Consider the following 17757-nt stretch of genomic DNA (forward strand, 5'->3'; position numbering starts at 1 on the left):
CGGCTCAGTCGAGCAGGTGGGCGACCTCCCGGTCGGTCAGAGTCGCCTGCGGAGTTCGTCCCTTGCTACGGACGAGTTCGACGGCGCGGTAGAGCGGCCGTTGGTCGAGCCCGGCGTCGCGTGCCTCGGCGCGCAGCTGATCGACCAGCACCGATGCGATCGCCGCAGCCGGCACCAACTCGGTGGTCCACAGCGAGTCGGCGAGGGTGCGCAACGACAGAATCGGCAGTTCCCGGCCCCCGTCCCTGGTGTAGAGCGCAAGCGGAACCACGACGTGGGTACGCCCGTCGTAGAGCCGTAGCGAGATCTGATCGATTCCGGCCGTCCGAATGGTCAGTTCGGCGGTCACCACCTCCGGCATCTTCAGTCGGCGCGTGCGCAACCCTCGTGCACACAGTTGCGGACCGTCGAGCCAAATCCGGCGGCGCAGACCGAGCCAGCCGGACAGTACCGCGGGACCGCCGACGATCACTCCGACGAGAACTGCGACCCACACCGGCGCGAACAGCGCCAGCACGACGGCGACAACGATCCCGATCGCCGCCGACCCGACCATGATCTTGCGCAGGCGCGGTTTCAGGAACTCCACCGAGACCAGGTCCAGTGCTACCGGCCCCGCGTTGGACCGGGAGTCACCGGGCGGGGACTCACCGGGCAAGACGCGCTCCGAGGGCGTCGACCACGTCGGCCATCGGAACGGTGTCCTGCTCACCGTTCGAAAGGTCCTTCACCAGAACCGCTTCGGCAGCGAGTTCCTGATCCCCGAGCACCAACGCGAAACGTGCTCCGGATCGGTCGGCGGCCTTCATGGCACCCTTGATTCCGCGATTCCCGTAAGCCATGTCCACCGCTATTCCTCGTTCGCGTAGCTGAGCCGCGATGTCGACGATCGCCAGCTTCGCACCGGCACCCATCGGAACACCGAAGACCTGGCATCGTGCCGTCGCGCCCGCAGTCTTGCCCTCGGCGGCCAGGGCCAGCACCGTGCGGTCGACCCCGAGGCCGAACCCGATTCCGGAGAGCGCCTGCCCGCCGAGCTGTTCCATCAAACCGTCGTAGCGGCCGCCGCCGCCGATGCCCGATTGTGCGCCGAGTCCGTCGTGCACGAATTCGAACGTCGTCTTGGTGTAGTAGTCGAGGCCACGCACCATTCGCGGGTTCACCAGGTACGGGACGTTCATCACGTCCAGGTAGGCCAGCACTTCGTCGAAGTGTTCCTTCGCCGAATCCGAGAGGTGATCGAGCATCAGCGGTGCGTCCGCGGTCATCGCGCGCACCTCGGGCCGCTTGTCGTCGAGCACACGAAGCGGGTTGATCTCGGCACGTCGGCGAGTGTCCTCGTCGAGCGGAAGGGCGAACAGGAACTGCTGCAACAGCTCTCGGTACTGCGGTCGACAGGTGTCGTCGCCGAGCGAGGTGATCTCGAGCCGGAAGCCGGTCAGACCCAGGGCCCGGAAACCGGCGTCGGCCACGGCGATGACCTCGGCATCCAGTGCAGGGTCGTCGACGCCGATCGCCTCGACCCCCACCTGCTGCAGCTGCCGGTAGCGGCCGGCCTGCGGGCGTTCGTAGCGGAAGAACGGCCCGGCGTAGGCCAACTTGACCGGTAGCGCTCCCCGATCCAGTCCGTGCTCGATCACCGCGCGCATGACTCCGGCGGTGCCCTCGGGGCGCAGCGTCACCGATCGGTCTCCGCGATCGGAGAAGGTGTACATCTCCTTGCTCACCACATCGGTCGACTCCCCGACCCCACGGGCGAACAGGCCGGTGTCTTCGAAGATCGGCAGTTCGATGTGGCCGTAGCCGGCGGTGCGGGCTGCGTCGAGCAACCCTTCGCGTACGGCGACGAACTCGGCCGAGTTGGGCGGGAAGTAATCGGGAATGCCCTTGGGCGCGGAAAAGGCGGTCGGCTTGCTCACGCTCACAGCTTTCCTTGCCCGGGGTCGGTGAGTCCAACGAGGAACGGGTTGGATGCGCGCTCCTGGCCGATCGAGCTCTGTCCGCCGTGTCCCGGGAGCACCACCGTGTCGTCGCTCAGAGGGAGCAGCCGAGTCGCGATGGAGCGCAGCAGTTGATCGTGATCGCCGCCGGGCAGATCGGTGCGCCCGATCGACCCCGCGAAGAGGGTGTCCCCGGTCAGAGCCAACGGAACCGAGCCGTCGGGCCCGTCGGCGTGAGCGAGGAACACCACCGATCCCTGAGTGTGCCCGGGGGTGTGTACCACCGTGAATTCGATTCCGGCGAGTTCGAGCCGTCGACCGTCCGTGAGCTCGATCACCTCGGCCGGTTCGTGGAACTCGAGGTCGCCCAGTACCGCCGCCAACGTCGGGCCGGTTCCCTTGATCGGATCGGCCAGCATGTAGCGGTCCTCGGGTGCGATGTACGCCGGGATGCCGTACTTTGTGCAGATCGGCTCCACCGACCACGTGTGGTCCAGATGGCCGTGCGTGAGCAGTACTGCGGTGGGGGTGAGCGAGGACTGCGTCAGGAAGTCGATCAGCGGATCCGCGGCGTCCTGACCGGGATCGACGACGACGCACTCGGACGCGTCGTCCTGGGCCAGGATGTAACAGTTCGTCTGAAACATGCCTGCGGGGAATCCGGTGACGAGCAAGACAAACGCTCCTAAATGGCTGAGGCCGAAGTACCGAACAAGCTTAGTGGGGCCGATCCCGTCGGGTCCCCCCAGCATGCTCTCAGGCAGTGATGGCAAACTCGCGTTGGCCGATTCTCGGCCGGTTACCACACGATCGGTCCGTGCAGCGAGCGGGCGAGGTCGTTTTTCGACAAGCGGGAGGAACACGAATTGCCCAGCAACGAGCAACGGCGCGAGGCTGCCAAACGAAAGCTCGAACGCCAACTCGTACGCCGTGCCGAACGAGCCCGGCGTCGTAAGCAATTGACGATCGCCGGTTCCATTCTCGGCGTCGTTGCGGTGGTGGCCGTCGTCTCGGTCGTGTTCGTGGTGACCCGCGGTGACGACGATGCCAGTACCGCCCAGGAATCCTCGACGTCGGCACCCGCCGATTCGATCATCGCAGCCGGACGCACCGAGCCGTTGCCCGAGACGGTGAACTGCTCCTACCCCGCCGCGGCGGGGCCTGCGGCCAAGCCGAACACTCCCCCGCGTACCGACAACGTGCCGACCAGCGACGAGCCGCTGAGCTACAGCATGACCACGACTGCGGGAAACATCGGTCTGACGCTGAACAACCCCGAGTCTCCCTGCACGGTCAACAGTTTCGTCTCGCTCGCCAATCAGGGTTACTTCGACGGCACCACCTGCCATCGACTCACCACGGGCGCGGGTCTGCAGGTTCTCCAGTGCGGCGATCCTACCGGCACCGGCTCCGGCGGACCGGGCTACCAGTTCGCCGACGAATTCCCCACCGATACGTTCGCCGAAGGCGACCCTGCCGCGCAGACCCCGATCTCCTACCCACGTGGAACGTTGGCCATGGCCAATGCGGGCCCGGGAACCAACGGCAGCCAGTTCTTCCTCGTCTACGGCGATTCCGAACTGCCGCCCGCCTACACCGCGTTCGGCACCATCGACGAGACCGGACTCGCCACCCTCGACGCCATCGCGGCCAAGGGAGTCGAAGGCGGCGCGTCCGACGGAGCCCCCGCCGAACCGGTCGACATCACGTCCATGTTGAGCGACCTGTGAACCGCACCTGGGCTCTGACGATCGCGATCTCGGCCACCGCGCTGGTTCTCGCAGGGTGTTCCGGTTCGACCGAACCGGCAGCAGCGCCGGCCACCACGCCGTCGTCGACGACCACCACGACAACCGAAGCACCCGCGCCGCGGCCTGCACTCGATCTGTCCCGTTTCGGGGCTCTGCCGCCCGTGCCGCAGCCGACGACCGACACGGTCTCCTGCTCGTATCCGGAGCAGTCTCCGGCCGTCAAGCAGGTCACCGCTCCGGCTACCGACAACGTCGACGTGTACGGAACCGTCGATGTGACGTTGTCCACCACTGCAGGTCCGATCGGCATCACACTGGACCGGACACCAGCACCGTGCACGGTCAACAGTGTCGTGAGCCTCGTCGAGCAGGGGTACTTCGACGGCTCGCCCTGTCATCGACTGACGACGTCACCAGGCCTCGAGGTACTGCAGTGCGGTGACCCGTCCGGTTCCGGTCGAGGCGGACCGGGATACACCTTCGCCAACGAGTACCCCACCACCGCGTACACGGACGATCCGGCGCAGGCCGAGAACCCGGTGGTCTACCCCCGCGGAACGCTGGCGATGGCCAATGCCGGCCCCGACACCAACGGCAGCCAGTTCTTCCTGGTGTACGCCGATTCGGTGCTGCCGCCGCAATACACGGTGTTCGGCACCATCTCGGACGCCGGTCTGCAAACCCTGGACGCCATCGCAGCGGGCGGGGTGACCGGTGGCTCGGAAGACGGCGCACCGGCGACTCCGGTGATCGTGGAATCGGCAACGGTGTAGCTCCGATCGAACGACGAGAGGGTGAGCAGAGATTCTCTGCTCACCCTCTCGTCGTTCTCCGGACCGCTCAGGCGGCCGACGTCAGCCGGTACACGTCGTACACGCCCTCGACGTTGCGCACGACGTTCAGCACGTGCCCGAGGTGCTTCGGGTCACCCATCTCGAACGTGAACTTGCTGATCGCCACCCGGTCCCCGGACGTGGCAACCGATGCCGAGAGAATGTTGACTCGCTCGTCGGCGAGCGCCTTGGTGACGTCGGAGAGCAGTCGGTGACGGTCCAGTGCCTCGATCTGGATGGCGACCAGGAACACCGAGGACGCCGACGGTGCCCACTGAACCTCGATGAACCGCTCGGACTGCTCTTCCAGCGATCGTGCATTGGTGCAGTCGGTGCGGTGGACACTCACCGATCCACCACGGGTGACGAATCCGAGGATCTCGTCTCCCGGCACCGGCGTACAGCACTTCGCGAGTTTCGCGACGACGCCCTCGGCACCGGTGACCAGCACGCCCGCGTCGCCGACCTGACGGGGTCGAGTGGGAATGGTCGACGGTGTCGACCGCTCGGCGAGCTCTTCCTCGACGTCGCCGACTCCACCGAGATGGGCGACCAACCGCTGCACCACGTGGCGAGCGGATACGTGATTCTCGCCGACCGCGGTGTAGAGAGCGGAGACATCGACGTACCGTAGCTCGTGCGCGATCGCCGACATGGACTCGGCATTCATCAAGCGCTGCAGGGGAAGTCCGCCTCGACGGACCTCCTTGGCGATGCCGTCCTTGCCTGCCTCCAGGGCTTCCTCGCGACGCTCCTTGGCGAACCACTGGCGAATCTTGGTCTTGGCTCGCGGTGAGGCGACGAATCCCTGCCAGTCCCGACTCGGGCCTGCGGTGGCGGCTTTCGAGGTGAACACCTCGACCACTTCACCGTTGTCGAGTGTTCGTTCCAGGGCGACGAGTCGACCGTTGACCCGCGCGCCGATGCAGCGATGTCCCACTTCGGTGTGCACGGCGTACGCGAAGTCGACCGGGCACGATCCGGCAGGCAGGGTGACGACGTCGCCCTTGGGGGTGAAGACGAAGATCTCCTTGACCGCGAGGTCGTAGCGCAGCGACTCGAGGAACTCCCCCGGATCGGCGGCTTCTCGCTGCCAGTCGAGCAACTGGCGCATCCACGCCATGTCGTCGACCTCGGCGTTGTCCTGCGAGTGCTTGCCCTTGGTCTCCTTGTACCGCCAGTGTGCCGCGATGCCGAACTCGGCTGTGCGGTGCATGTCGCGCGTACGAATCTGCACCTCGAGGGGCTTGCCCTCCGGTCCGATCACCGTGGTGTGCAGCGACTGGTAGACGCCGTAACGCGGCTGCGCGATGTAGTCCTTGAAACGGCCCGCCATCGGCTGCCACAGCGAATGCACCACGCCGACAGCGGCGTAACAGTCACGGATCTCGTCGCACAGAATTCGGACGCCCACGAGGTCGTGGATGTCGTCGAAGTCGCGACCCTTGACGATCATTTTCTGGTAGATCGACCAGTAATGCTTCGGGCGACCCTCGACGACCGCGCTGATTCTCGACGCGGCGAGCGTCGCGTTGATCTCGGCCCGAACCTTCTCGAGGTAGGTGTCGCGGGACGGTGCCCGATCGGCGACGAGCCGCACGATCTCGTCGTACTTCTTGGGATGAAGAATCGCGAACGCCAGGTCTTCGAGCTCCCACTTGACCGTGGCCATTCCGAGCCGATGGGCAAGCGGCGCAATGACTTCCAACGTCTCCTTGGCCTTGCGCGCCTGCTTCTCCGGGGGAAGGAACCGCATGGTGCGCATGTTGTGCAACCGGTCGGCGACCTTGATGACCAACACCCGCGGATCTCGCGCCATCGCGATGATCATCTTGCGGATCGTTTCGCCCTCGGCTGCGGTTCCGAGCACGACCTTGTCGAGTTTGGTCACCCCGTCCACGAGATGGGACACCTCGTCGCCGAACTCCTCGGTCAGCTTGGCGAGCGAGTATCCGGTGTCCTCGACCGTGTCGTGCAGCAGAGCTGCAACCAGCGTTGTCGTGTCCATCCCCAGCTCGGCCAGAATGTTGGCCACGGCGAGCGGATGCGTGATGTAGGGATCGCCGGACTTGCGCATCTGCGAGGCGTGCAGCTCGTCGGCAACGTCGTAGGCCCGCTGCAGCAGCGTCAGGTCTGCCTTGGGATAGAGCTCACGGTGCAGGCTGACGAGTGGCTCGAGCACCGGTTTGACCGCCGCGCTGCGCCCAGCGGTGATGCGGCGCGCCAGGCGTGCGCGGACCCGCCTCGACGCGGAGGTGGGAACGGGTGCCGAATTACGGGTTCCGGACGGAGCCTGCGAATCGGTCGCCGCCGGGTCGTGGGGAACCGGGCCGTGGGGAACCGGAGCGTCGACGGCCGGGCGGACACCATCGGACGCGGACTCGTCGGTCGTGACGACGTCGACTCCGGTCCGATCGGCAACTCCGGTCCGATCGGCAACTACGGGCCGCTCGGGGACGGCAGGCCCGTCGGGCAAGGGTTGATCGATGTATCGGGTCACTCTCATCACCTCCTGCCACACATTCCGCGCTGTCGTCGAAACGTCAACGCATTGTGACAGAGACTTTAGTCCTCATACTCGAACCAGGCAGCCGAGCGGGTAGCCACTGCACTTGTCGCGCCCGCCCAGAACGGCGATCTCGAGAACGACAGCGGCACCGACGATCACCGCTCCCTGCTCGGTCAACAACCGAGCCGTTGCATCGACGGTACCGCCGGTCGCCAGCACGTCGTCGACCACGAGCACTCGTTTTCCGGCCACGTCGATCGCAGTCGGGATCTGCAGTGCGGCGGTTCCGTACTCGAGTTCGTACGACCGTGAATGCACCGGAGGCGGCAGCTTGCCCGCCTTGCGCACCGCCAGCACACCGCACCCGAGTTCGAGGGCAACTCCGGCACCGAGCAGGAACCCCCGTGCATCGATACCCGCCACCAGGTCGACGTCCTCGAAACCCTGCGCCAGCTCCGACACGACACTGCGTAACGCCGGTCCGTCCGCGAACACCGGCGTCAGATCGCCGAAACGAACGCCCGCGACGGGGAAGTCGTCGACCCACCGCGTCAGCCTGGTCACCGCGGCGGCAGCACCCGCTCGCTCGTCCACGTCGTTCATCGAAGAAGCACCCACCGATCCATGTTCCAACCGGCACCTGCGGCCGTCGGGTTGGGCACCACGTCCTGCATGCCGTCGCTGACGACGGTGGTCCGTGGCTCGTTGTACAGGGGAAGCGACGGCATGTCGTTCCACAGGATGTTCTCACCCTCGGTGGCCAGAGCCAGCACTCGCTCGGGGTCGTCGGTCACCGCCAACTGATCGACGATGGAATCGATCCTGCCGTTGCTGTATCCGCCGACGTTCAGGCCGATTCCCGTCCGCAACGAATACCGTGCGGTGACCGCGGCAGCAGAACCCGACGGTCCGGGAAGGGATCCGCTGCTACCGAGCACGGCGTCGACGGCCCCGGCGCGCAGTGCGGACGGTGTGAAGTCCGGTGAGCTCGCGTCCTCGACGGTGATGCCCGCAGCCGCGCAATCGGCAGCCATGCGACTCACCACCTGGGCGCGGCGCGCGTCCGGTCCCCGGTAACCGACACGAACGGTCAGAGCATTAACGCCCGCAGCCTCGAGTTCTCGGCTCGCCTGGTCCAGGTCCGAGCGCTGGTATCGATCGCCCACCACCGTTGCGACCGACGGATACTCGAGCGTGTCGGGCTGGACGAGACGAGAGTCGACGACGCCCGAACCCAGACCCGCCGCCTCCGCCTCGAAACCGGGGTGACCCAGAGTGTCGAACAGGTCCGACCGCGGGATGCACGCGGCCACGGCTCGACGAGCACTCGCATCGGCCAGCACCCCCTGGGTGGCGAACGTCAACTGCTCGACGCCCCGCGACGGTTCCTCGGTCGTCGTGAATCCCTCGGTGGTCCCGAGGTCGACGGCACCGGCACCGTGGTCGATCACGTCCAACGATCCGTCCGCGGACTTCGCGGCCAGGTCGGTGCCCTTGGGCCAGACCACCACCTGCTGGGTCTGGGGTGGGTTTCCCCACCAGGCGTCGTTCGCCACGAGCACGAGACCGTCCTCGGCGGTGTAGGACTCGATGCGGTAGGGGCCGGCCGAGGGCAGTAGCGCGAGGTCGATCGAGCCCGGTGTCAGGGTCCAGCCGGTGTTCCAGAAGTCGGCGATACGGGTCACCACGTCGTCGTCCTCGGCCAGGATGGGATCGACGACGTTCGGCACGCCCGCTGCGCGAGCCGCGACATGTGCCGGTAGCAGGTCGGTGGCTCCGAACAGGGCACGCCAGTTCTGGTAGCTGCGACCGGACGCGAAGACGACCGTCGCTTCCTTGGCCCCCGGTACGCAATCGATGCGCTCGATGTCGGAGTACCCGGCCGTCGACGCCGCGTCGAACAGGGGGCGGTCGGTGGCGAACTTTCCACTGTTCGCCGCCCACGCCAACACCAGATCGTCACAGGCCATCGGCGCACCGTCCGAGTACGTCGCCGCGGGGGCGATGGAGTACTGCACGGTCAGGGTGTCGCCGGGAACCACGGACACGGTTCCGATGTCGTTGTCCGACAACGCGTCTCCCTCGGGCCCGAGATAGCTGAAGCCCACCTGCACCCGAGTGAACGCCTGCCGGGCTCCCGACGCCGCGCCGTCGACGGTTCTCGCGTTGTAGGTGTCGACCACATTGTCGAACGAATAGCCGATCGAGGGCACCTTGTCTTCGGGCGACGAGCACGCAGTGATGGACACCGCACCGACACTCGCTGCCACCAGTGCCGCGCTCCACCGTCGTTTCACGTGCACTCTCCGTCCCTGTCGAGGATGGACATCTACCGTCGCTTCTTGTTTCGCTTTCCGGTGGGCCGGTTGCCCGGCTGCGGAGCCGACGCCTTCGGGGCGGCCACACCGACGGCCACCGGTTCCGGAGCGTGGCCTGCGGCACGAGCTGCCGCTTCGGCGCGCTTGGAGTGGACCTTGCGCGTGTGAACTGCGACGGGACCCCACTTCTCCTTGAGCGTCACCAGCAACGGAGTGGCGAAGAAGATCGACGAGTAGGCACCGACGATCATGCCGACCAGCTGTACCAGAGCCAGGTCCTTCAGCGTGCCCACTCCGAGCAGCCACACCGCGATGATCATCAGTGCGATCACCGGGAGGACACCGATAACGGTGGTGTTGATCGAGCGCATCAGGGTCTGGTTGACGGCCAGGTTGGCCTGTTCGGCGTACGTCTTGCGATGCAGGTTGAGGATGCCGCGAGTGTTCTCCTCGACCTTGTCGAACACCACCACCGAGTCGTACAGAGAGAAACCGAGGATCGTCAACAAGCCGATCACGGTTGCAGGCGTCACCTCGAACCCGACGAGCGAGTACACGCCTGCGGTCACGAGGAGGTCGAATGCCAGGGCGGCCAGCGCCGCCAACGCCATGTCTCGCTCGTATCGGACACCGATGTAGATGCTGACGATCACCAGGAAGACCACGAGTGCGATCAGGGCTTTCTGGGTGATCTGGCTACCCCACGTCTCACTGACGTCGGACACACTGATGGCGTTGGGGGTCGCGGTACCGGAGTTGTCCTGCGGCTGGAATGCCTCGAACAACGCCTGGCGAAGGGTGTCCACTTCGGCGGGGTCGAGTGCTTCGGAGCGAATCTGCACCGTTGCTGCGGCACCCGAACCGACGGTCTGCACCGACACCGGCGGCATGCCGAGCGAGTCGTCGTACACGGTTTCGACCTGCTCGGTGGTGATGTTGTCGGCCGCGGGCAGCGCAATCCGCGTTCCGCCCTCGAAATCGATACCGAGGGTGAAGCCGCGGACGACGAAGCTCAGCAGGCACACCAGCACGATGACGCCGGTGAGGATGTAGTAGAACCGGCGACGACCGACGATGTCGAAGGCACCGGTACCGGTGTACAGCCTGGACAACCAGCTGTGCTTGGGCTGGGCGGATTGATCGACACCCGAGTCGTCGAGGGGCGATGGGGTCGACGTGGTCGTGTCCGACATGTCATGCCTCCTTCGACGGCGCAGCGCCGGTCTTGACGGCGAGTGCCTTGTTGGCTGCGCGCTTGCGTTCGAGCGCGATCTGCTGGACGGCACCGAGACCGTTGACGGACGGCTTGGACCAGAACGTGGATTTCGACGCCAGGTACACCAGCGGCCACGTCACCAGCACCACGACGATGATGTCCAGGATCGTCGTGAGCCCGAGCGTGAACGCGAAGCCGCGGACCTGACCGACGGCCAACACGTAGAGCACTGCGGCGGCGATGAAGCTGACCGCATTGCCCGACAGGATCGTCTTGCGTGCGCGTGCCCAACCGCGAGGAACCGCCGATCGGAAGCTGCGGCCCTCCCGGATCTCGTCCTTGATGCGCTCGAAGAACACAACGAACGAGTCAGCGGTCATGCCGATACCGATGATCAGGCCGGCGATGCCGGCGAGGTCGAGCGTGAAGCTGATCCATCGACCCAACAGAACGATGATTCCGTAGACGACGAGACCGGCCAGCGCCAACGACAGCGCAGTGAGCAGCCCGAGGGCCCGGTAGTAGAGCAGGCAGTAGACCAACACCAGAGCCAGTCCGATGGCACCGGCCAGCAGTCCGGCTTCCAGAGAGGCCAAGCCCAGCGTTGCCGACACCGTCTCGGCCTCGGAGGACACGAAGGACAGCGGCAGGGAGCCGTACTTGAGGGTGTTGGCGAGCTCGGACGCGGTCTGGTTGTTGAAGTTGCCGGTGATCGAGGTGGCGCTGCCTGCAGGGGTGGCCCCCTGAATGACCGGCGCACTGATCACCTTCGAGTCCAGTACGAACGCGGCCTGCTTCTGGAGATTGGCCGCGGTGAACTGAGCCCAGGTGTTCGAGCCGTCCGTGTCGAACGTCAGGCTGACCTGGAACTGGGCCTGCTGACTGTCGAAGCCGGAGGTCGCGTCGGCTATCTGCTGGCCGTCGATGATCGTCGGACCCAGCAGGTAGACCGCTGTTCCGTCGGTCGAGCACGCCACCAGGGGAAGCGCCGGATCGTCGTTGCCTGCGAGCGGGTCGGCGGCGTTGCAATCGAGGGACTGCATGGCCAGCTGCTGGATCTGCGGATCCTCGCTCTGTCGGAGCGTCTTGGCGTCGGCGATCTCCTGCGCTGCGCGCTCGGCGTCGGACAGGTTCGCGTCGGTGGCGGGATCGTCTGCCGCCGGTGCGTCGGTGGCGGGCGCATCGGTGGTGGGGGCGGGAGCCGGATCGACCGTGGTCGGATCCTGCGCCGGGAACACCCGGTTCTGCGGAGTGGCCGGGTCTGCGGGCGCAGCCGGATCGGCCGAAGCAGCAGGGTCTGCCGGTGCAGCAGGATCGACCGGCGCGGCCGGGTCGACCGGGGCCTGCTGCGAACCTGCTCCCTCGCCTGCCGACGGAGCTACCGAGCTCAGAACCGGTCGAATGAACAGTCGCGCCGTCTGCCCGAGAGTGCGCGCCTGGGAGCTGTCGTCGCCGGGCACCGTGATGACGAGATTGTCGCCGTCGATGACCACCTCGGAGCCCGAGACACCGAGACCGTTGACACGAGTCTCGATGATCTGCTGCGCCTGCTTCAGGCTGTCCTGCGTCGGCGCGTTGCCGTCGGGTGTCCGCGCGGTGAGTGTCACGCGCGTGCCGCCCTGCAGGTCGATTCCCAACTTCGGCGAGGGGTCTTTGTCTCCGGTGAAGAAGACCATGGCGTACACCGCTGCCATCAGCACCGCGAAAACGGCGAGATAGCGGGCGGGTTGCACCGGTCCGCTGGAAGGTGCCACGGTGTGTGTTTCTCCTCTGGGCGATGAAAAGTGTCGGTTCCTGCAGGGCCTGGCGGCCCGATGTGTCGGCGATGAGCGGTGCGATTGTGCACCACATCGGTCACCGCAGAGAAAACCGCTGCCGGATACTGTCTCCGACAGCGGTTTCGATCACATCCTGCTCACTCTTTTTCCAGCCTCTTCGACGTCTGCTCGATGGTCTCGTCCGGCCGACTCACGTCCGCCTTGCTCAGCGACGGTCCAGCGGTGTCGTTCGAGCCGAGCGCCGTGATGTCCGACTCGGTGGTGGCGTCGAGGTCGGTGTCGTCGAACTCGGAGTCGTCGGGCAGAACCTCACGTACCACTGCACGCGACCAGGTGGTGATCACGCCGTCGGCGATCTCCAGATCGATGGTGTCGTCCTCGACCAGGACCACTCGGGCGTACAGGCCTGCGGTGGTGACCACCTCGTCACCGATCTTCAGCGAGTCCTGCATTTCCGTTGTCTTGGCCAACACCTTCTTCTGTCGACGCGCATTGAGAAACAGCGGTACCAGAAGTGCCACGATCAGCAGCGGGAACAGCAAATCCATCGGAAGGTCAGTCCTCGAAGTCGGGTTCGAAATACGTCATTGTCTCGTGCGAGAGCGTCGCCGGTGCGGGCCTCGCAGCTACCCAGTGTGCCATTACCTGGAACCGGTCCGGTCCGTTCGTGTCCTGTTGTGCCCGATTCATTCGAATAATCCCTGCTGGACCTCCGAGGATCGGACCGAAATTCCACCCACCGCGAGATCCGGTGGCGGCGTCAGACCGAGGTGTTGCCACGCAGCAGCGGTCGCGACGCGCCCGCGGGGGGTACGGGCGATCATTCCGGCACGTACCAGGAACGGCTCGCACACTTCCTCGACCGTCGACGGTTCCTCCCCGACGGCGACGGCCAGCGTGGACACACCCACCGGCCCTCCGCCGAAGCTCCGGATGAGCGCGCTCAGTACGGCGCGGTCGAGTCGATCGAGCCCGAGTTTGTCGACGTCGTACACCACCAGGGCGGCCTTCGCGGTGTCCTGAGTGACGGTGCCGTCGCCGCGCACGTCCGCGTAGTCGCGGACTCGGCGGAGCAATCGGTTCGCGATACGGGGGGTGCCACGCGAGCGCCCGGCGATCTCCGCGCATCCGTCCCGATCGATCGGCACACCCAGGATTCCCGCGGACCGCATGAGGATGCGCTCGAGTTCGTTCGGCTCGTAGAAATCCATGTGCGCCACGAATCCGAACCGGTCGCGCAGCGGTCCGGTGAGCGCACCCGACCTGGTGGTGGCACCGACGAGGGTGAACGGTGCGACCTCGAGTGGAATCGACGTCGCTCCCGGCCCCTTGCCGACGATGACGTCGACGCGGAAATCCTCCATCGCCAGATACAGCATCTCCTCGGCCGGGCGAGCGATGCGATGGATCTCGTCGATGAACAGCACGTCGCCTTCGACCAGGTTGCTGAGCATCGCTGCGAGATCGCCTGCCCGCTCGAGCGCCGGACCCGACGTGAGCCGCAGCGAGGTTCCCAACTCGGCGGCGATGATCATCGCCATACTGGTCTTGCCGAGGCCCGGCGGCCCGGACATGAGGATGTGATCGGGGGTTCCGCCGCGCATCTTGGCACCCGACAACACGAGCTGCAGCTGCTCCCGCACCCGAGGTTGACCGATGAAATCGGTGAGGTTCTTCGGACGCAGACTCGTCTCGACATCCAGGTCGTCGGACATCGGGTCCGCACCGACCTGGGATTCTGCGAACCGATCTTCCTCGGTCACCCGGGCCTACCTGGACTTTCCGAGGTATGCCAGCGCCGACCTCAGCGCGGTCGACGTCGTGGCCTCGGGCTGCTGAGCGAGCACCGCGTCGGTCGCTTCCTCGGCCTGTTTCACGGGGAATCCGAGACCGATCAGCGCCTCGACGATCTGGTCTCGCATCGAGTTGCCGACTCCGGATCCCGGCACGGCCGCGCTTCCTGCGCGTCCGACCACTGCGTCGACCTTGTCGCGCAGCTCGACGACCATTCTCTCCGCGCCGCGCTTACCGATACCGGGAACCCTGGTCAGTGCTCCGATATCACTGTCGGCCAACGCAGTTCGCAGTGCGTCGGGCTCGTGTACGGCAAGAGTTGCCATGGCGATCCGCGGGCCGACGCCGGTCACGGTGAGGAGCAACTCGAACAGCTCCCGCGACTCCTTGTCGGGGAATCCGTACAGCGTCTGCGAATCCTCGCGCACGATCATGGTCGTCAGGAGGGTCGCTTCGCTCCCCCGGTGCAAAGTGGCCAACGTGGCCGGCGTGGCGTTGACGCGGTACCCGACGCCCGCAGCCTCCAGCACGGCGTGATCGAGCGCGATGTCGAACACCGAGCCCCTGATCGACGCGATCATCGGGCGCCCGCCTCCTTCTTGGCCATTTTCTCGATCCTGCGTGCCACGACGGCGCGAGCTTTGCGCTCCTCGGCCAGACGAGCGTCGTACTTGCGTTTCTGTTCGGCGGCCATGGCCTCGGCCTTGGCCATGCGGGCGATCATGGGCGCTCGCCAGCAATGACAGATGCCGAGGGCCAGCGCGTCGGCGGCGTCGGCGGGAGTCGGTGCCGTCTGCAGACCGAGAATGCGCATGACCATCGCGGTCACCTGAGCCTTGTCGGCCGAGCCGTTGCCCGTGACGGCGGCCTTGACCTCACTGGGAGTGTGAAAGCAGACGTCGATGCCGCGTCTGGCCGCCGCGAGGGCGATGACGCCACCGGCCTGGGCCGTACCCATGGCCGTACGCACGTTGTGCTGAGCGAAGACTCGCTCGATGGCCACCACCGAGGGCTTGTGGGTGTCGAGCCAGTACTCCGCGGCCTCGGAAATCGCCAGCAACCGCTGCGCCAGATCCATGTCCGCAGGCGTTCGCACCACATCGACATCGAGGGCGACCACCGTTCGGCCCACACCACCCTCGATCAGACTGAGCCCACACCTGGTGAGACCGGGGTCGACACCCATCACCCGCACGCCACCACACCTTCCGCTTACGAACTGTTGTTCGATAGCGTAGCGGAGCCCACCGCTGGATCAGGGATACGACACCCGGTCGAACACGTCGTCGGATGCGAGGGGCGTCAGTCCTCGTCGTCGAGCTCGGCCATGACCTCGTCGGAGAGGTCGACGTTGGACCACACGTTCTGGACGTCGTCGCTGTCCTCGAGGGCATCGATGAGCTTGAACACCTTGCGGGCACCGTCCGCATCGACCGGGACGTTGACCGATGCCTGGAAGCTCGCCTCGGCCGAGTCGTAGTCGATTCCGGCCTCCTGCAACGCGGTGCGCACCGCGACCAGGTCGGTCGGCTCGCTGACGACCTCGAACGTATCGCCGTTGTCGTTGACTTCCTCGGCGCCGGCTTCGAGGACGGCCATGAGCACGTCGTCCTCGCTCTGCCCGTTCTTCTCCAGGGTGACGACGCCCTTACGGGAGAACAGGTAGGACACCGATCCCGGATCGGCCATGTTCCCACCGTTGCGGGTCATCGCCACGCGTACCTCGCCCGCGGCGCGGTTGCGGTTGTCGGTGAGGCACTCGATCAGAATGGCGACACCGTTGGGGCCGTAGCCCTCGTACATGATGGTCTGCCAGTCGGCACCGCCGGCTTCCTCGCCCGCTCCGCGCTTGCGCGCGCGCTCGATGTTGTCGTTGGGGACCGACGTCTTCTTCGCCTTCTGGATGGCGTCGTACAAGGTCGGATTGCCCGTCGGGTCACCACCACCCGTGCGGGCCGCCACCTCGATATTCTTGATGAGCTTGGCGAAAGACTTGCCGCGTCGGGCGTCGATCACCGCCTTCTTGTGCTTGGTGGTGGCCCATTTTGAGTGGCCGCTCATGCGATAGGGCCCCTTCCTGCTCGAAATCAGTGTTGTCGACTTTACTCGCCCGGTACCGCGCTCGGCACCGACCGACCGCCGAGGGATTCTAGCGGCGTCGCACCATGTCGACGAAGAGTGCGTGAACGCGATCGTCCCCGGTGACCTCGGGATGGAAGCTCGTCGCCATGACGGAGTTCTGGCGAACGGCCACCACGCGTCCGGCAGCCGGGCCGTGCGGCACGGTGGCGAGCACCTCGACATCCTCGCCCACCCGCTCGACCCAGGGCGCGCGAATGAACACCGCCCGCACCGGTCCGCCGTCGACGCCGGTGACATCGAGATCGGTCTCGAAGGAATCGACCTGGCGCCCGAAGGCGTTTCGCCGGACGGTGATGTCGAGCGCATCGAGATGCCGGGCGTCGGGCCTGGTGTCGAGGATCTCGGAGGCCAGCAGAATCATGCCCGCGCACGAACCGTAGGCGGGCAGTCCCTCGGCCAACCGAGCACGCAGTGGATCGAGAAGGTCGAACACGCCGAGCAGGTTGCTCATGGTCGTCGATTCCCCGCCGGGGACGATGAGTCCGTCGATCTGCGCGAGCTCGGCGGGCCGACGCACCGTGACACCGCGTGCACCGCTCGATTCGAGCGCAGCCAGGTGTTCGCGAACGTCGCCCTGCAGGGCGAGAACACCGATGGTCGGAGCGCTCACTTGCGGCCGAAGGGATCGACATGGGGCGCGTCGGGGTCCCGCTCGTAACGCATCAACCCCTCTTGCACCACCGCGGCGACCAACCGGCCGGACGTATCGAAGATTCGTCCCTGCGTCAGCGCCCGCCCGAAATCTGCCGACGGAGACGTCTGGTCGTAGAGCAACCATTCGTCGGCCCGGAAGGGCCGCAGGAACCACAGCGCATGATCGAGCGAGGCCGTCTGAGTGACGGCGTCCGGGTGCGGAACCTTGGCCGATCCGAGCAGCGTCATGTCGCTCATGTAGGCCAGCGCACACACATGGAAGACCTGGTCGTCGGGCAAGGTGTCGCGGTAGCGGAACCAGACACGTTGTTGCGCAGCGAAACTGGGATGCTTGACGGTCTGGTCCTCGGGAATGAGACGGATGTCCCACTCGGACCACTCCTTGTAGTAGGAGTGGTCGTACTCGGCGAGGGTGGTGGGATCGGGCAGGGTGTCCGGCCCGACGACCTCGGGCATGACGTCCTGGTGCGAAATGCCGTCGTCGTCGCCGTGGAACGAGGCGGACATCGTGAAGATCGCCTTGCCGTGCTGAATGCCGGTGACGCGGCGGGTGCAGAACGACCGTCCGTCGCGAATCCGGTCCACCATGAACACCGCCGGCTCGTTCGGATTGCCCGGACGCAGGAAGTAGCCGTGCAGCGAGTGCACACGAAACTCGGGGTCCACCGTGCGCACCGCAGCAACGAGCGCCTGGCCCGCAACCTGACCGCCGAACGTACGGGGCAGCCGAGAAGGAAAGGTCCGTCCCCGATAGATGTCGTTCTCGATCCGTTCCAATTCGAGAATGTCCTCGATGCTGGCCATGGCTGGTGTCCACCTTTC

17 protein-coding genes are annotated in these 17757 nt (G+C 66.0%); 2 read left to right on the top strand and 15 right to left on the bottom strand.

The window, feature by feature from the left end:
* Positions 1–4: 4 nt before the first annotated feature.
* Genes CH296_RS22985 through CH296_RS22995 form a run of 3 tightly spaced genes read right to left on the bottom strand, consistent with a single transcriptional unit; the run spans position 5 to position 2614 of the window.
* Positions 5–712: a hypothetical protein gene (locus CH296_RS22985; RefSeq protein ID WP_256980549.1), complete on the bottom strand. Its 708-nt coding sequence runs from the start codon at positions 710–712 to the stop codon at positions 5–7.
* Positions 648–1919: a histidine--tRNA ligase gene (gene hisS / locus CH296_RS22990; protein WP_032397971.1), complete on the bottom strand. Its 1272-nt coding sequence runs from the start codon at positions 1917–1919 to the stop codon at positions 648–650. The genes CH296_RS22985 and hisS overlap by 65 nt, the downstream gene beginning before the upstream one ends.
* 2 nt (positions 1920–1921) lie before the next feature.
* Positions 1922–2614: an MBL fold metallo-hydrolase gene (locus CH296_RS22995; protein WP_094685801.1), complete on the bottom strand. Its 693-nt coding sequence runs from the start codon at positions 2612–2614 to the stop codon at positions 1922–1924.
* A gap of 192 nt (positions 2615–2806) precedes the next feature.
* Here CH296_RS22995 and CH296_RS23000 point away from each other — a divergent pair, with 192 nt between their 5' ends.
* Together CH296_RS23000 and CH296_RS23005 are read left to right on the top strand one after the other, a co-directional pair.
* Entirely contained in the window at positions 2807–3670 is an 864-nt protein-coding gene (locus CH296_RS23000) for a peptidylprolyl isomerase (RefSeq protein WP_094630044.1), read from the top strand.
* On the top strand, positions 3667–4464 hold the full coding sequence (locus CH296_RS23005) for a peptidylprolyl isomerase (RefSeq protein WP_094685802.1): 798 nt from the start codon (positions 3667–3669) through the stop codon (positions 4462–4464). Before CH296_RS23000 ends, CH296_RS23005 begins: the two co-directional genes overlap by 4 nt.
* A gap of 67 nt (positions 4465–4531) precedes the next feature.
* Here CH296_RS23005 and CH296_RS23010 read toward each other — a convergent pair whose 3' ends face one another.
* From CH296_RS23010 to CH296_RS23065, 12 genes are all read right to left on the bottom strand, one after another.
* Entirely contained in the window at positions 4532–7024 is a 2493-nt protein-coding gene (locus CH296_RS23010) for a bifunctional (p)ppGpp synthetase/guanosine-3',5'-bis(diphosphate) 3'-pyrophosphohydrolase (RefSeq protein WP_179277799.1), read from the bottom strand.
* A gap of 72 nt (positions 7025–7096) precedes the next feature.
* Positions 7097–7627 carry an adenine phosphoribosyltransferase gene (locus tag CH296_RS23015; RefSeq protein WP_373453533.1) on the bottom strand — a complete coding sequence of 177 codons (531 nt, stop codon included), beginning with the start codon at positions 7625–7627 and terminating at the stop codon, positions 7097–7099.
* 5 nt (positions 7628–7632) lie between these two features.
* Complete coding sequence (locus CH296_RS23020) at positions 7633–9336, bottom strand: ABC transporter substrate-binding protein (protein ID WP_094685803.1); 1704 nt, start codon at positions 9334–9336, stop codon at positions 7633–7635.
* A gap of 26 nt (positions 9337–9362) precedes the next feature.
* Positions 9363–10544: a protein translocase subunit SecF gene (gene secF / locus CH296_RS23025; RefSeq protein WP_094682808.1), complete on the bottom strand. Its 1182-nt coding sequence runs from the start codon at positions 10542–10544 to the stop codon at positions 9363–9365.
* 1 nt (position 10545) lies between these two features.
* Positions 10546–12321, bottom strand: a complete 1776-nt coding sequence (secD, locus tag CH296_RS23030; protein WP_179272742.1) for a protein translocase subunit SecD — start codon at positions 12319–12321, stop codon at positions 10546–10548.
* A gap of 161 nt (positions 12322–12482) precedes the next feature.
* On the bottom strand, positions 12483–12893 hold the full coding sequence (yajC, locus tag CH296_RS23035; RefSeq protein WP_094630047.1) for a preprotein translocase subunit YajC: 411 nt from the start codon (positions 12891–12893) through the stop codon (positions 12483–12485).
* Positions 12894–13031: 138 nt separating this feature from the next.
* The gene (ruvB, locus tag CH296_RS23040) at positions 13032–14060 is read right to left on the bottom strand and encodes a Holliday junction branch migration DNA helicase RuvB (RefSeq protein ID WP_045199784.1); all 1029 of its coding nucleotides are present in this window, start codon (positions 14058–14060) and stop codon (positions 13032–13034) included.
* A 54-nt stretch (positions 14061–14114) separates the two neighbouring features.
* Positions 14115–14720 carry a Holliday junction branch migration protein RuvA gene (gene ruvA / locus CH296_RS23045; RefSeq protein WP_045195348.1) on the bottom strand — a complete coding sequence of 202 codons (606 nt, stop codon included), beginning with the start codon at positions 14718–14720 and terminating at the stop codon, positions 14115–14117.
* Positions 14717–15334 carry a crossover junction endodeoxyribonuclease RuvC gene (gene ruvC, locus CH296_RS23050; RefSeq protein WP_032397961.1) on the bottom strand — a complete coding sequence of 206 codons (618 nt, stop codon included), beginning with the start codon at positions 15332–15334 and terminating at the stop codon, positions 14717–14719. The genes ruvA and ruvC overlap by 4 nt, the downstream gene beginning before the upstream one ends.
* A 107-nt stretch (positions 15335–15441) precedes the next feature.
* Positions 15442–16200, bottom strand: a complete 759-nt coding sequence (locus tag CH296_RS23055; protein ID WP_032397960.1) for a YebC/PmpR family DNA-binding transcriptional regulator — start codon at positions 16198–16200, stop codon at positions 15442–15444.
* A gap of 88 nt (positions 16201–16288) precedes the next feature.
* Positions 16289–16891, bottom strand: a complete 603-nt coding sequence (pdxT, locus tag CH296_RS23060) for a pyridoxal 5'-phosphate synthase glutaminase subunit PdxT (protein ID WP_094630048.1) — start codon at positions 16889–16891, stop codon at positions 16289–16291.
* Positions 16888–17739 carry an acyl-CoA thioesterase II gene (locus CH296_RS23065; RefSeq protein ID WP_094630049.1) on the bottom strand — a complete coding sequence of 284 codons (852 nt, stop codon included), beginning with the start codon at positions 17737–17739 and terminating at the stop codon, positions 16888–16890. Before CH296_RS23065 ends, pdxT begins: the two co-directional genes overlap by 4 nt.
* Positions 17740–17757: the final 18 nt, after the last annotated feature.

The sequence above is a fragment of the Rhodococcus sp. 14-2496-1d genome (assembly GCF_002259365.1).
In the GTDB taxonomy this organism is placed as follows: Bacteria; Actinomycetota; Actinomycetes; order Mycobacteriales; family Mycobacteriaceae; genus Rhodococcoides.